Origin of the sequence: Xylophilus sp. ASV27 (assembly GCF_016428875.1) — a bacterium.
GTDB lineage: Bacteria > Pseudomonadota > Gammaproteobacteria > Burkholderiales > Burkholderiaceae_C > Xylophilus.
The window spans coordinates 1-12677 of sequence record NZ_JAELTO010000044.1 but is presented as its reverse complement, the minus strand read 5'-3'; the positions used below and the strand labels follow the sequence as shown (position 1 = coordinate 12677).

Below are 12677 nucleotides of genomic sequence, written 5' to 3'. Positions count from 1 at the left end.
CAAAAATGCAGAAATCAGGCGGCCGGCGCCACCGAGGCGCCCTGGATGCCGTGCCGCGCCAGCGCCGCGGCCACGAAGCCGCTGGCCTTCTGCTCTTCCACATAGCGGGCCAGCGCCGCCGCGGCCTCGGCACCACGGCCCTTGGGCAGGCCCATGGCCTGCTGGATCACCATGAAGCGCCCCGGCAGCAGGCGCAGGCCCGGCAGGCGGCGCGCGTCGGCCTCCAGTTGCTGGCGCACGCCGGCCGCCACCTCCAGGCCCTGGGCCCGAAAGGTGTCGACCACGGCCGGCGAAGACGGCGCGCGCACGATCTGCGCGGCCTTCAGCTCGCGCGTCAGGTACAGGTCGTAGGCGCTGCCCTTGCCGACGGCCACGCGCTGGCCGGGGCGGTCCACCTCTTCGTTGGCCTGCAGCGGCGAATCGGCCGCCACCAGGTAGCTGCCCTCGATCAGCACATAGGGCGCGGTGAAGGCGATGCCGGCGCCGCGCAGCGGGTCGATGGCGAAGAAGCCGACGTCCGCCTGCTCCGCGCTCACCGCATCCACCGACTTGCCCGCGGTATCGAACACCACCAGCTCCAGCTCCGCGCCCAGCCGCTCGGCCAGGCCGCGCGCCAGATCAATCGAGACGCCCACCGGCTGCCCGTCCGGGCCGGTGTTGGCCAGGATCGGGTTGCCCAGGTTGATCGAGGCGCGCAGCCGGCCGCTCGGGGTGAAGGCGGCGCGGACGGAGTCAGGCAGTGGCATGGCGTTTCCCGGAAAGTGCGAAACGCGCATGCTAAATCGGCCGCGTGAGAAAATCGCCGCATGAACGCTCTCAACGTCGCCGAATACGTCCAGACCCTCGGCCTGCAGGCCAGGGCGGCCTCCGCCCGGATGGCGCGCGCCGACGCCGCCACCAAGAACCGCGCCCTGAAGGCGCTGGCGCGGCGCCTGCGCGAGGCCGGTCCGGCGCTGGCCGCGGAAAACGCCAAGGACCTGGCGCGCGCCGAGGCCGCCGGCCTGGCCGCGCCGCTGGTGGACCGCCTGCGCCTCACGCCCAAGGTGATCGAGACCGTGGCCCAGGGCTGCGAGCAACTGGCCGCCATGCCCGAGCTGATCGGCGGGATCAGCGGCCTGAAGCAGCAGCCCAGCGGCATCCGCGTGGGCCAGATGCGCGTGCCGCTGGGCGTCTTCGGCATGATCTTCGAGAGCCGCCCCAACGTCACCATCGAGGCCGCCAGCCTGTCGATCAAGAGCGGCAACGCCTGCATCCTGCGCGGCGGCTCCGAAGCCATCGACTCCAACAAGGCGCTGGCCCGGCTGGTGCAGCAGGCGCTCGAAGAGGCCGGGCTGCCGGCCGACGCGGTGCAGATGGTGGGCACCACCGACCGCGAGGCCGTGGGCCAGCTCATCGCCATGCCGGCCTACGTGGACCTCATCATCCCGCGCGGCGGCAAGGGCCTGATCGAGCGCATCAGCCGCGAGGCCCGGGTGCCGGTCATCAAGCATCTGGACGGCAACTGCCACACCTATGTGGACGACCCCTGCGACATCGCCATGGCGGTCAGGGTGGCCGACAACGCCAAGACGCAGAAGTACAGCCCCTGCAATGCGAGCGAAGGCCTGCTGGTGGCGCGCGGCGTGGCCGCGGAGTTCCTGCCGCGCATCGGCGCGGTGTTTGCGCACAAGGGCGTGGAGATGCGCTGCGACGCCGAGTCGCGCGCCCTGCTCGCGGCGGTGCCGGGCGCGCGCCTGGCCGACGCCACCGAGGCCGACTGGTCCGAGGAATACCTGGCGCCGATCATCAGCATCAAGGTGGTGGCCGGCGTGGACGAGGCGATCGCGCACATCAACCGCTATTCGTCCCACCACACCGACGCCATCCTCACGCGCGACCACCTGCATGCCCAGCGCTTCCTGCGCGAGGTCGATTCGGCCAGCGTCATGGTCAATGCGAGCACCCGCTTCGCCGACGGCTTCGAGTACGGGCTGGGCGCGGAGATCGGCATCAGCACCGACAAGTTCCACGCCCGCGGCCCGGTCGGGCTGGAGGGGCTGACCTCGCTCAAGTGGGTGGTGCTGGGCGAGGGCGAGATCCGGGGCTGACACGCCCCAGGCGGCGGCGCAGAGCCGTGCCCAAGCCCGACAGCCTCCTAGTCTTACTGTGTCAAAACCGTAGCCTAGCATTGACCCTCATGCAGCACGGACATCGAGGCAGTGTTTTGAGCAAAGCTGCGGCGATACGCAGCCGCAAGCTCGTGATGGACGATGGGACGTGGCGCTGCGTGCGCGGGCCTGCTTCGAAGCTTGCAATGCGTAGGTAGGGCAGGTTCTTGGCCTCGTGCAGCGTTTTTTGTCTGCTCTCTCGGGATGGCGCAGTTGCTGCTCCATCAGCAAGCCGTAGGCGGCGATGCTCAGGCTGGCGTGGGTGGTGGAACCACCGCCGGCCCCGGCCTTCGTAGTGCCCCAGGCCCAGTTCCTGCTTGGGCTCCTGGTAGTCGCGCTCGATGCGCCAGCGCATCTTGGCCTCATGGACCAAGCGCCCGAGCGGCCCTCCTCACTGAGCGTGCTCAGCCAGTACTTCATGGGCTCCTTGTGGCCTTTTGGCCACTCGATGAGCAGCCATTCCGGGTCTCGCTGCCGGGTGCGCTGGTGCTCGCGGTGGGCCGCCAGCACGCGCACGCGGGCAAAGCGCGCGCGCAGGGTGAGGTTCGTGCCTTCTCGCCATTCGATGCTGTGCCATTGCTCGGCAGGCAGCTCGGCTGCGATGTCCTTGACCGACAGGGGCTGCTCGTGCCGGGCATGGCCCAGGCGCAGCCGGGTGGGCACGTTGCCCCGGCTGCTGTACGGCTTGGGCGGCAGCGGTGCATGCCCGGGGGCCACACCGCCACGGCGCTGGTGATGCCCACCACGTAGGGCAGGTCCAGCGCACTCAGGCGTTCCCGGAACGCCGTGTCCACGCCATGGCCGGTATCGGCCAGGACGCAGTGCCTGGGGGCGCCTTGGGCCATGAGGTGCTCGATCTGGGCCGGGGCGATCTAGGGCTTGGTGGCAAACCGCAGGTCCTGGGGCACGCCCGCCTTCTGGCGCCGCACCGGGTCCTCGGCCCATTCCTCGGGCAGGTACAACTGCCAAGGCCACGGGCAGGCTGCCCCCTGGCAGGCTAGAGCGTGTTATGAACTTGCCCCAGCGCTCAAGGCGTACAACGCCTTTGGCAGCATGAGGATCACGAAGATCAGGAAATGCAATCCGGCGAGCACTTCGGGCAATCTTTCGTAGTCGCGGCTGAGCCTTCTGAAGCGCGCCAGCCAGCCAAAGCTGCGCTCGACCCCTCAGCGCCTGCGCAGCAGCACGAAGCCCTTTTGGGCCTCGGGCAGCTTGACGATCTGCAGGTCAATGCCGTGCTCGCTGGCCTGCCGGTTGGGCTCTTCGCCCGTGTAGCCCTGGTCGGCCCAGGCCAGCTTCACCATCTCGCCCGTCGCTTCCTGCACGGCCTCGCACAACTGCGCCACTTGCGCCCGCTCTTGTTCATTGGCTGGCGTGACATGCACGGCCAGCAGGTGCCCCAGCGTATCGACGGCCATGTGCACCTTCGAGCCGTTGCGCCGCTTGTAGCCATCGTAGCCCGCACGCGCGCCACTCTCGCAGCTCGATTGCAAGGTGCGCCCATCCAAGACTGCCGCACTGGGCTGGCCCTGACGGCCTTGCGCCACGCGGATGACGGAGCGCAGGTCGCTGACCATGGCCTCGAAGCATCCCGCTTGCAGCCAGCGGCGTGTTTGCTGATAGACAGCTTCCCAGGGCGGGAAGTCGCCAGGCAGCATGCGCCAGGGAGCACCTGCACGGGCCATCCAGCGCAAGGCATTGAACACTTCACGCAGATCGTGTTGGCGTTGCGCTGCCTTCTCGTCGATCAGCGCCAGGTACGGCGCCGCGAAGCTCCACTCCTCATCCGTGACATCCGTCGGGTACTGCTTGCGCCTTGCCATGCGGCGAATCTACTCCAGGCGTTATCAAGTTGATAATACGCTCTAGAAACTGAACTTCGTCCAGTTGCTTTCGACGCGCGAGCCGCCGGGATTGGTAACGTAGAAGTAGCCGTTGTCCACACCCATGTAGGTGCTGGCCTCTTGCGAATTGACCGTGACCGACGCCCGGAATGGCCCGGTGAGGGTCTGGCCTGCGGCATAGGTGGAGAACGACAGCAGGGCGGTTTGGTAGCTGTTGCCGCTCTGTGCCCAGTTGCGTCCCGCGACCGTGCTCCATGTGGGGGTGCCGTCCGCGCGGTAATAGAAGTAGGCGGCGAAGATGACGTCCTTCTGCCGCTCGACGAAGATGCCGGTCCCGCTGCCGTTCGGATTCCAGTACCAGCCGGGGATCGCATTTCCCGGGTAGCTCGGTTTGGCGTCCAGGCCGCCGGCATTGAATTCGAAGCGCTGCAGGTGGCGTACCGTGCCGCCGATCTGCACGTCCAGCGTCGGCCGGTCGCCCGAGCCGAAGCTGAGCACCGCGTCCTGCACCCGGCGGACATTGCGTGAGGGCTTGTAGGCGCCGGTCAGGGTCTGGCCGCCTGCATATTCGTCGAAGCCCACGCACCAGGAGGCGGGTGCCGACGTGCAAGGCGCGCCGTTGCCGACCACCCAGGTGGGCTGCCCGTCATCGCGGTACACAAAGGCGGCGACAAAGCCGCGCCCATTAGCGATCTCGACGGCCCATCCCGTGCCGCTGGCCGCCGGATCCCAATACCAGCCGCTCAGACGGCTGTCGGGATCGATCAGGTTGGCGACGTACGGTGAGGTGCTGTTGAAGGTGCGCACTGCGTCATCGGTCGGCGTGCCGCAGGCCTGCCCGGCGCAGGCGCGCAGGCTGGGATTCGAAAAGTACGGCAGCCGCGGGCTGAGGTAGCTCATGATGTCGCCAAACACGCCGGGGATGCCGTAGCCATAGCTGTAGCTGTAGGCGCCCGGTGACGACGAATTGGCGCGGTCATGCGCCGAACCCATAATGTGCCCGGTCTCGTGCGCCAGGGTCAGGTCCGAGCAGGTGGCCCGGTCCTGCGCGCGCACCCCGCGCGAAAGGGTGATCGAGGTGGGGCCGGCGAGGGTGTACCGGCCGGAATTGAATTGGCCGACCGGTGCCAGGCCGCAGGTGCTGCCCTTGCTCGCGCTCAAGGCCGTGACCGCCACCGTGATATCGGCGCCGAGCGCGCGCTGCGCGGGCCATGCCGTGGCGAACGCGCCCGAACCGTCGAGGAGTTGGTCGAGGATGGTGTCGTGGCTGAAATTGGCGAGGTCCTGGCTGGAGCGTTGATAGCCCACCAGCCGGATCCTCACATAGGCGCCGCTGTTGGCCAGCGCGGTATTCGCCGCCGAGACCAGGCCGCCGACGTCGGCTAGTTCGTTCGCCGCGCTGCCCATCAGCGCCTGGTAGCTGAGGTCTCCCACGATCATCATGTCGAGAGTGGCGAGCGCTTGGTCGCTGGCCGTGGCGTAAGACTTCAGCGAGCCGCCCAGCGCCGCATCGGTATCGCCCAGCATCCTGCTCTTGTAGGGAGGCGATGGCTTCTCCGGCGGGTGCGGCGGCAGCGTGGTGATGCCCGCAGCCTCCTCGTTCTGGATCGTCGTGCCCTCTTGCGTGCTGCGGATCTGCCACTGTTGCGACCCCAGGGTCACCGATCCGCTGACGGCGTCACCGCTGGCGCTCAGGCGCACCAGCGAATCCGTGCGGCCATCGACGATGCCGGTCAGCACCACGATGCGCCCGATCAGCTCCTCGCGCGACTGCACGCGGACCACGATCCGCCCGGCGTCCGGCAGCGTGAGCTCGAACAGGCTGCCCTCCCGCAATGCCGCGAACGCCGCGGCATCGAGACGCATGCCGTAGCGCCGCCGGTCCTGCGTCTGCCCTGTGCCCAGCGCTTTGGCAGGCAGTTCGGTGTAGGCGAGTGGGGCTGCCAGCGGCGCCGCCGCCGCAGCGGCAGCGCTGGTCTTTGCGGCGCCGACAATGCCGGGCTCTTCCCTGCTGCCCCCGCTGCCCCCGCAGCCCGCCACCCATGCGGCGCTCAGCATCAGCGCCCAGCGTGCACGGCCATCTCTTGAGAAAAGTCTCGGTGTCCGCATATCTTTCCCTCCGACTTGTATCCGACTGATACTAACGGCGCCCGTGCTACGCTGACAATACTGACACTCACCCCGAACGTCCCGCATGGTTCCGCATCTCATCACGGCGCTCACCGGGCCGATTAATGAACTCGAGCAACGCGTCCTCGACTCCATGCCGGCCATCGAGCGCTGGTTCCGCCTCGAATGGATGGAGCACACGCCGCCGTTCTACAGCTCGGTCGATATCCGCAATGCCGGCTTCAAGCTCGCGCCGGTGGACACCAACCTGTTCCCGGGCGGCTGGAACAACCTGACGCCGCAGATGCTGCCGCTGGCGGTGCAGGCGGCCATGGCCGCGATCGAGAAGATCTGCCCCGAGGCGCGCAACCTGCTGGTGATCCCCGAGAACCACACGCGCAACATGTTCTACCTGCAGAACCTGGCGCAACTGGTGCGCATCTTCCACATGGCCGGGCTCAACGTGCGGGTGGGCTCGATCAATCCGGAGATCAAGGAGCCTACCGCGGTGGACCTGCCCAACGGCGACCGCGTCACGCTCGAGCCGGTGATCCGCTCGCAGCGCCGGCTGGGGCTGAAGAACTTCGATCCCTGCACCATCCTGCTGAACAACGACCTGTCGGCCGGCGCCCCCGGCATCCTGGAAGACCTGCACGAGCAGTACCTGCTGCCGCCGCTGCACGCGGGCTGGTCGGTGCGCCGCAAGAGCAATCACTTCCAGAGCTACGAGGAGGTGTCCAAGCGCTTCGGCAAGCTGCTGGGCATCGATCCGTGGCTGATCAACCCGATGTTCGGCAAGTGCGGCCAGGTGGATTTCTCCAACGGCGCGGGCATGGACTGCCTCACCGGCAGCGTCGATGCGCTGCTGGCCCGGATCAAGCGCAAGTACAAGGAGTACGGCATCAACGAGAAGCCGTTCGCCGTCGTCAAGGCCGACAACGGCACCTACGGCATGGGCATCATGACCGTGCGCGACGCCAAGGACCTGGAGGCGCTGAGCCGCAAGTCCCGCAACAAGATGGGCGTCATCAAGGACGGCCAGGCGGTCCGCGACGTGATCATCCAGGAAGGCGTGCTGACCAACGAGCGCATCGGCCAGAGCGTGGCCGAGCCGGTGGTCTACACGATGGACCGCTACGTGGTCGGCGGCTTCTACCGGGTCCATGGCGAGCGCGGCGTGGACGAGAACCTCAACGCCCCCGGGGCCAGCTTCGAGCCGCTGGCGTTCGACGACAGCGCCCATCTGCTGCAGCCCGGGGGCAAGTCGGCGGCCGATGCGCCCAACCGCTTCTACATGTATGGCGTGATCGGCCGGCTGGCGATGCTGGCGGCGAGCTACGAGCTCGAGGCGACCGATCCCGAGGCGGAGGTCTACGACTAGGGCTGTCATCCTTCATTCGCCCCCGCGAAATGAAGGATGGCACGCCCTGGAATCGTTGCGCCGCAACAACCCGGCAGCGCGCCGCCCTGCGCGCCGGCCCTGCCCCCGGGCACAATGGCGGTCCCCCAGCAACCAGGACGGCCTGCTCCGTCGACGCGGCACCGTCTTCGGCCCGTCGCCACGCCCGGGCGGCCGCCGAACCAGCGCCTCGTGTCCGCATCTTCCAAATCGTCCCTGCCGGCACTGACCCTGGGCGCCATCGGCGTCGTCTACGGCGACATCGGCACCAGCGTGCTGTATGCCGTCAAGGAGGTGTTCCACACCGGGCACGTGCCGTTCACCCAGGACAACATCTACGGCGTGCTGTCGATGTTCTTCTGGACGCTGGTCATCATCGTCTCGCTCAAGTACGTGGTGCTGGTGCTGCGGGCCGACAACAACGGCGAAGGCGGCCTGGTGGCCATGCTGGCCCTGGCCTCGCAGGCCGTGAAGGACAAGCCGCGCCTGCGCCAGGTGCTGCTGGTGGTGGGCATCTTCGGCACCTCGCTGTTCTATGGCGACGGCGTCATCACGCCGGCCATCTCGGTGCTGTCGGCAGTGGAGGGCCTGGAGGTGGTGTCGCCGGAATTCCGCCACTACGTGATCCCGCTGACGCTGGTGGTGCTGTTCCTGCTGTTCGTGGTGCAGAAGCGCGGCACCGGCGGCATCGGCAGGTTCTTCGGGCCGATCACCCTCCTCTGGTTCATCGTGATCGCGGTCCTGGGCGTGATGCACATCGCCGGCCATCCCGAGATCCTGAAGGCGCTCAGCCCCTACTACGCGCTGCTCTTCATCTGGCACGAGCCGCTGATCACCTTCATCATCCTGGGCGCGATGGTGCTGTGCGTGACCGGCGCCGAGGCGCTCTATGCCGACCTGGGCCACTTCGGCAAGCGCCCGATCCGCCTGGCCTGGTTCAGCGTGGTGATGCCTGCGCTCACGCTCAACTACTTCGGCCAGGGCGCGCTGCTGCTGGCCGACCCGGCCGCGGTGCAGAACCCGTTCTTCCGCATGGCGCCGGAATGGGCGCTGATCCCGCTGGTGCTGCTGGCGACCATGGCCACGGTGATCGCTTCGCAGGCGCTGATCTCGGGCGCCTTCAGCATCACCAAGCAGGTGATACAGCTGGGCTACCTGCCGCGCCTGAACATCCAGCACACCAGCGTGCGCGAGGCCGGGCAGATCTACATCCCCTTCGTCAACTGGGGGCTGTTCGTGGCCATCGTGCTGGCGGTCGTGACGTTCCGCTCCTCCAGCAACCTGGCCGCGGCCTACGGCATCGCCGTGACGCTGGACATGCTGATCACCACCATCCTCACCTTCTTCGTGATCCGCTACGGCTGGAGGTACCCGCTGCCGCTGTGCATCGCCGCCACCGGGGCGTTCTTCGTCATCGACTTCGCCTTCTTCAGCTCCAACCTGCTCAAGCTGTTCGCCGGCGGCTGGTTCCCGCTGCTGATCGGCGGCGGCGTGTTCACGCTGATGATGACCTGGAAGCGCGGCCGTGAACTGCTCAACGAGAAGATGCGCGCCGACGCCATCGACCTGCCCGGCTTCCTCGATGCGGTCTTCGTCAGCCCGCCCACCCGCGTCGACGGCACGGCGGTGTTCCTCACCGCCGAGCGCGGTGCCGTGCCCAATGCGCTGCTGCACAACCTCAAGCACAACAAGGTGCTGCACGCGCAGAACCTGTTCGTCACGGTGCGCAACCACGAGAAGCCCTGGATCGGCCTGGACCGCCGCCTCGAGGTCGAGCCGCTCGGCCACGATTGCTGGCAGGTGGTGGTGCACTACGGCTTCAAGAACGACCCGGACCTGCCGCAGGCGCTGGCGCAGTTGCGCGGACGCGGCTGCGACATGGATCCGATGATCGTCAGCTACTTCCTCTCGCGCGACACGGTCATTCCCACCATGGGCCGCGGCATGGCGCCATGGCGCGAGAAGCTGTTTGCCCAGATGCACCGCAACGCCAGCGGTGTCGCCGACTTCCTGCACCTGCCCAACAACGCGGTGGTCGAGCTGGGATCGAAGATCGAAATCTGATTGCTATCAAATAGATAGCTTGTAGCCCATATAAAACCTGGGCTACAAGCACTTTTCTTCAATATTTCACCGGCCGGGCGCCGCCCCGCACAATCGCGGCTCGTGCAGGAGGAAGGAAGCGCCATGCGGTTTTTCAAGGATCTGAGTGTGCCGGCGGTATCCGCCGGCTTCGTCGCGGTGCTCGTGGGGTTCACCAGCTCGGTGGCGATCGTGTTCCAGGCGGCGCGCGCGTTCGGCGCAGGCCCGGAGGTGATCGCCTCCTGGGTCTGGGCGCTCGGCCTGGGCATGGGCCTGTGCTCGGCCCTGCCTTCGCTGTGGTGGCGCAAGCCGGTGATGGTGGCCTGGAGCACGCCCGGCGCGGCGGTGCTGGCCACCGCGGGCGTGGGCTTCAGCCTGGGCGAGGCGGTCGGCGCCTTCATGGCGTGCGCCGCCCTCATCACGCTGGCGGGCGCCACCGGCTGGTTCGAGCGGGTCATGAACCGCATTCCCATGACGCTGGCCTCGGCGCTGCTGGCCGGCGTGCTGGCCCGCTTCGGACTGCAGGCCTTCACCGCGGCCCAGACCGCGCTGCCGCTGGTGCTGGTGATGCTGCTGACCTACCTGCTGGGCCGGCGCTTCCTGCCGCGCTACGCGGTGCCGCTCACCTTGCTGGCGGCCGTGGCGTTCGCGGCCGCGCGCGGCCAGATCGCGCTGTCGGGCCTGCACTTCGCCCTGGCGCGGCCGGTCTTCATCGCGCCCGTCTTCGGCTGGCAGGCGGTCGTGAGCCTGGCGCTGCCCCTGTTCGTGGTCACCATGGCCTCGCAGAACCTGCCCGGCGTCGCGGCCATCCGCGCAGCGGGCTACAGCCTGCCCATCTCGCGCACCATCACCATCACCGGGCTCGCCACCCTGGTACTGGCGCCATTTGGCGCCTTCGCCCTGAACCTGAGCGCCATCACCGCCGCCATCTGCATGGGCCGCGAGGCGCACCCCGACCCGGAGCGCCGCTACACCGCCGCCGTCTGCTGCGGCCTCTTCTACATCGCCCTGGGCATCTTCGGCGGCGCCGTGGCCGGACTGCTCACCGCCTTCCCGGCGGAACTGGTCGCCGCCATCGCCGGACTGGCGCTGCTGGGCACCATTGCTGCCGGCCTGCAATCGGCCCTGCACGACGAGCGCTACCGCGAAGCCGCGATCATCACGTTCCTGGTCACGCTCAGCGGCGTCGCAATAGCCGGCATCGGCTCGGCCTTTTGGGGCGTGGTCGCCGGCGTCCTGGCGCTGCTCGTACAACAATACCGGGCCCGGCCGGCCGTTTGAGCGCAGGCCCTCCTCCTTGATTCGCCGCCATGCACATCCTCTTCATCGCCGACCCGCCCGAATCCTTCAAGATCTACAAGGACACCACGTTCGCGATGATGCGCGAGCTGCAGCGGCGCGGCCACACCCTGGCCGTCTGCGGGCCGCAGGACCTCGTCTGGCGCAGCGGGGGCCTCGTGACGGCGGCGGTACGGACGGTGCGGCTCACCGGCGATCCGGTGCAGTGGTTCAGCGCCGAAGCCGTGGCGCAGCCCCAGGCGCTGAAGGACTTCGGCGCCGTCCTCATGCGCAAGGACCCGCCCTTCGACTCCGAATACTTCTACGCCACCCACCTGCTGGAGCAGGCCGAACGCGAAGGCGCGCGCGTCTTCAACAAGCCGCGCGCGCTGCGCGACCACCCCGAGAAGCTCGCCATCATGGAGTGCCCGCAGTTCATCGGCCCCACGCTGGTGAGCCGCAGCGCCGAGGCCATCCGCGCCTTCCATGCCGAGCACCGCGACATCATCCTCAAGCCGCTCGACGGCATGGGCGGCATGGGCATCTTCCGCGTCAAGGACGACGGCCTGAACCTCGGCTCCATCATCGAGACCCTGAACCGCGATGGCGCACAAACCGTCATGGTCCAGAAATTCCTTCCGGCCATCGCCGAGGGCGACAAGCGCATCCTGATCATCGGCGGCCAACCCGCGCCGTATTGCCTCGCCCGCATTCCCCAGGGCGGCGAAGTGCGCGGCAACCTTGCCGCCGGCGGCAAGGGCGAGGCCCGGCCCCTCGCCACAAGAGACCGCGAAATCGCAGAAGCACTCGGCCCGGCCCTGTTCGCCCGTGGGCTGCTGCTGGTCGGCCTGGACGTCATCGGCGAGCACGTCACCGAGATCAATGTCACCAGTCCCACCTGCTTCCAGGAGATCCAGCAACAGAAGGGCTTCGACGTGGCCGCCATGTTTGCCGACGCGCTGGAAGCGGCCCTCACCAGGAGCTGAGAAGTTTTTTCCAGCAAGTGTTGATGAGGCCGAACGGCCCGTGCTATAGTCGAGGGCTTCACTACCGAGAGCGGCCTCTGAGAGGTCTTGCGGTGGCGGGGTAGGTGGGGAGTTGAATTGTCGGCTGGTTGGTTCTGAAGAAATTTGGGATGAATCTAGCGGTTCTGCGAAAAGCGGTATATAATTCGAGGCTCTACTAAAAACGACGCGAAGCGAGAAGTGCTGCTGCAAGGCGCTGCTGATCGAAGCGAGTCAAAAGTATAAGAAAAAAGTTTGACGGTACTTAAAAAACCGTGCTAGAATTCAAGGCTTCGCTGATCGTAGCGAAGACAAGAAAACAAAGCAAAACGCGCAAGTGTTTTGACAAGTTTTCAGGATCATTAAAAACATACAGCCGATAAGCGTGGGCGTTTGAAGGTGACTGCCAAGTTCTTCGGAACAAAGTCGCAAGACTTTTAAACGCTCATGAGAATGGAAGTGAAGTTCACTTCAATTTCTTTTTTATGAGTTGCCTCGCAAGAGGCGAAAAAATCAAGATCGAACTGTAGAGTTTGATCCTGGCTCAGATTGAACGCTGGCGGCATGCCTTACACATGCAAGTCGAACGGTAACAGGTCTTCGGATGCTGACGAGTGGCGAACGGGTGAGTAATACATCGGAACGTGCCCGATCGTGGGGGATAACGCAGCGAAAGCTGTGCTAATACCGCATACGATCTACGGATGAAAGCAGGGGATCGCAAGACCTTGCGCGGACGGAGCGGCCGATGGCAGATTAGGTAGTTGGTGGGGTAAAGGCTCACCAAGCCGACGATCTGTAGCTGGTCTGAGAG

The 12677-nt window shown here is 66.8% G+C and carries 7 protein-coding genes, 1 rRNA gene and 2 pseudogenes; 6 read left to right on the top strand and 4 right to left on the bottom strand.

The features are described from left to right. Positions 1-14 precede the first annotated feature (14 nt). The gene (locus JHD63_RS11160) at positions 15-746 is read right to left on the bottom strand and encodes an ABC transporter substrate-binding protein (RefSeq protein ID WP_198970826.1); all 732 of its coding nucleotides are present in this window, start codon (positions 744-746) and stop codon (positions 15-17) included. Between the two features lie 60 nt (positions 747-806). On the opposite strand from JHD63_RS11160, the gene JHD63_RS11155 reads away from it, so the two are divergent. Further along, positions 807-2087 (top strand): glutamate-5-semialdehyde dehydrogenase, encoded by a 1281-nt coding sequence (locus JHD63_RS11155; RefSeq protein ID WP_198970825.1) that lies wholly within the window; start codon positions 807-809, stop codon positions 2085-2087. A gap of 74 nt (positions 2088-2161) precedes the next feature. Here JHD63_RS11155 and JHD63_RS23980 read toward each other — a convergent pair. From JHD63_RS23980 to JHD63_RS11135, 3 genes and pseudogenes are all read right to left on the bottom strand, one after another. Beyond that, a pseudogene (locus JHD63_RS23980) lies at positions 2162-3151 on the bottom strand (IS701 family transposase); the annotation flags it as partial. Between the two features lie 3 nt (positions 3152-3154). Next, positions 3155-3970, bottom strand: a pseudogene (locus JHD63_RS11140) (IS5 family transposase). Positions 3971-4012: 42 nt separating this feature from the next. Next, positions 4013-6049: a reprolysin-like metallopeptidase gene (locus JHD63_RS11135; RefSeq protein ID WP_198970822.1), complete on the bottom strand. Its 2037-nt coding sequence runs from the start codon at positions 6047-6049 to the stop codon at positions 4013-4015. A gap of 136 nt (positions 6050-6185) precedes the next feature. Between JHD63_RS11135 and gshA the strand changes: the two genes are divergently transcribed. From gshA to JHD63_RS11110, 5 genes are all read left to right on the top strand, one after another. Beyond that, the gene (gene gshA, locus JHD63_RS11130) at positions 6186-7481 is read left to right on the top strand and encodes a glutamate--cysteine ligase (protein WP_198970821.1); all 1296 of its coding nucleotides are present in this window, start codon (positions 6186-6188) and stop codon (positions 7479-7481) included. A 114-nt stretch (positions 7482-7595) separates the two neighbouring features. Then, positions 7596-9563 carry a potassium transporter Kup gene (locus tag JHD63_RS11125; RefSeq protein WP_198970820.1) on the top strand — a complete coding sequence of 656 codons (1968 nt, stop codon included), beginning with the start codon at positions 7596-7598 and terminating at the stop codon, positions 9561-9563. A gap of 123 nt (positions 9564-9686) precedes the next feature. After that, on the top strand, positions 9687-10862 hold the full coding sequence (locus tag JHD63_RS11120) for a benzoate/H(+) symporter BenE family transporter (protein WP_198970819.1): 1176 nt from the start codon (positions 9687-9689) through the stop codon (positions 10860-10862). Positions 10863-10891: 29 nt separating this feature from the next. After that, positions 10892-11845, top strand: coding sequence for a glutathione synthase (gene gshB, locus JHD63_RS11115; RefSeq protein ID WP_198970818.1), 954 nt, complete (start codon positions 10892-10894; stop codon positions 11843-11845). 539 nt (positions 11846-12384) lie between these two features. Next, positions 12385-12677 (top strand): 16S ribosomal RNA (locus JHD63_RS11110); the annotation flags it as partial.

Excerpts from the sequence above, each read along its gene's own strand:
- JHD63_RS11160 (WP_198970826.1), bottom strand. The coding sequence starts at position 746 with ATGCCACTGCCTGACTCCGTCCGCGCCGCCTTCACCCCGAGCGGCCGG.
- JHD63_RS11155 (WP_198970825.1), top strand. The coding sequence starts at position 807 with ATGAACGCTCTCAACGTCGCCGAATACGTCCAGACCCTCGGCCTGCAG.
- JHD63_RS11135 (WP_198970822.1), bottom strand. The coding sequence starts at position 6,049 with ATGCTGAGCGCCGCATGGGTGGCGGGCTGCGGGGGCAGCGGGGGCAGC.
- gshA (WP_198970821.1), top strand. The coding sequence starts at position 6,186 with ATGGTTCCGCATCTCATCACGGCGCTCACCGGGCCGATTAATGAACTC.
- JHD63_RS11125 (WP_198970820.1), top strand. The coding sequence starts at position 7,596 with ATGGCGGTCCCCCAGCAACCAGGACGGCCTGCTCCGTCGACGCGGCAC.
- JHD63_RS11120 (WP_198970819.1), top strand. The coding sequence starts at position 9,687 with ATGCGGTTTTTCAAGGATCTGAGTGTGCCGGCGGTATCCGCCGGCTTC.
- gshB (WP_198970818.1), top strand. The coding sequence starts at position 10,892 with ATGCACATCCTCTTCATCGCCGACCCGCCCGAATCCTTCAAGATCTAC.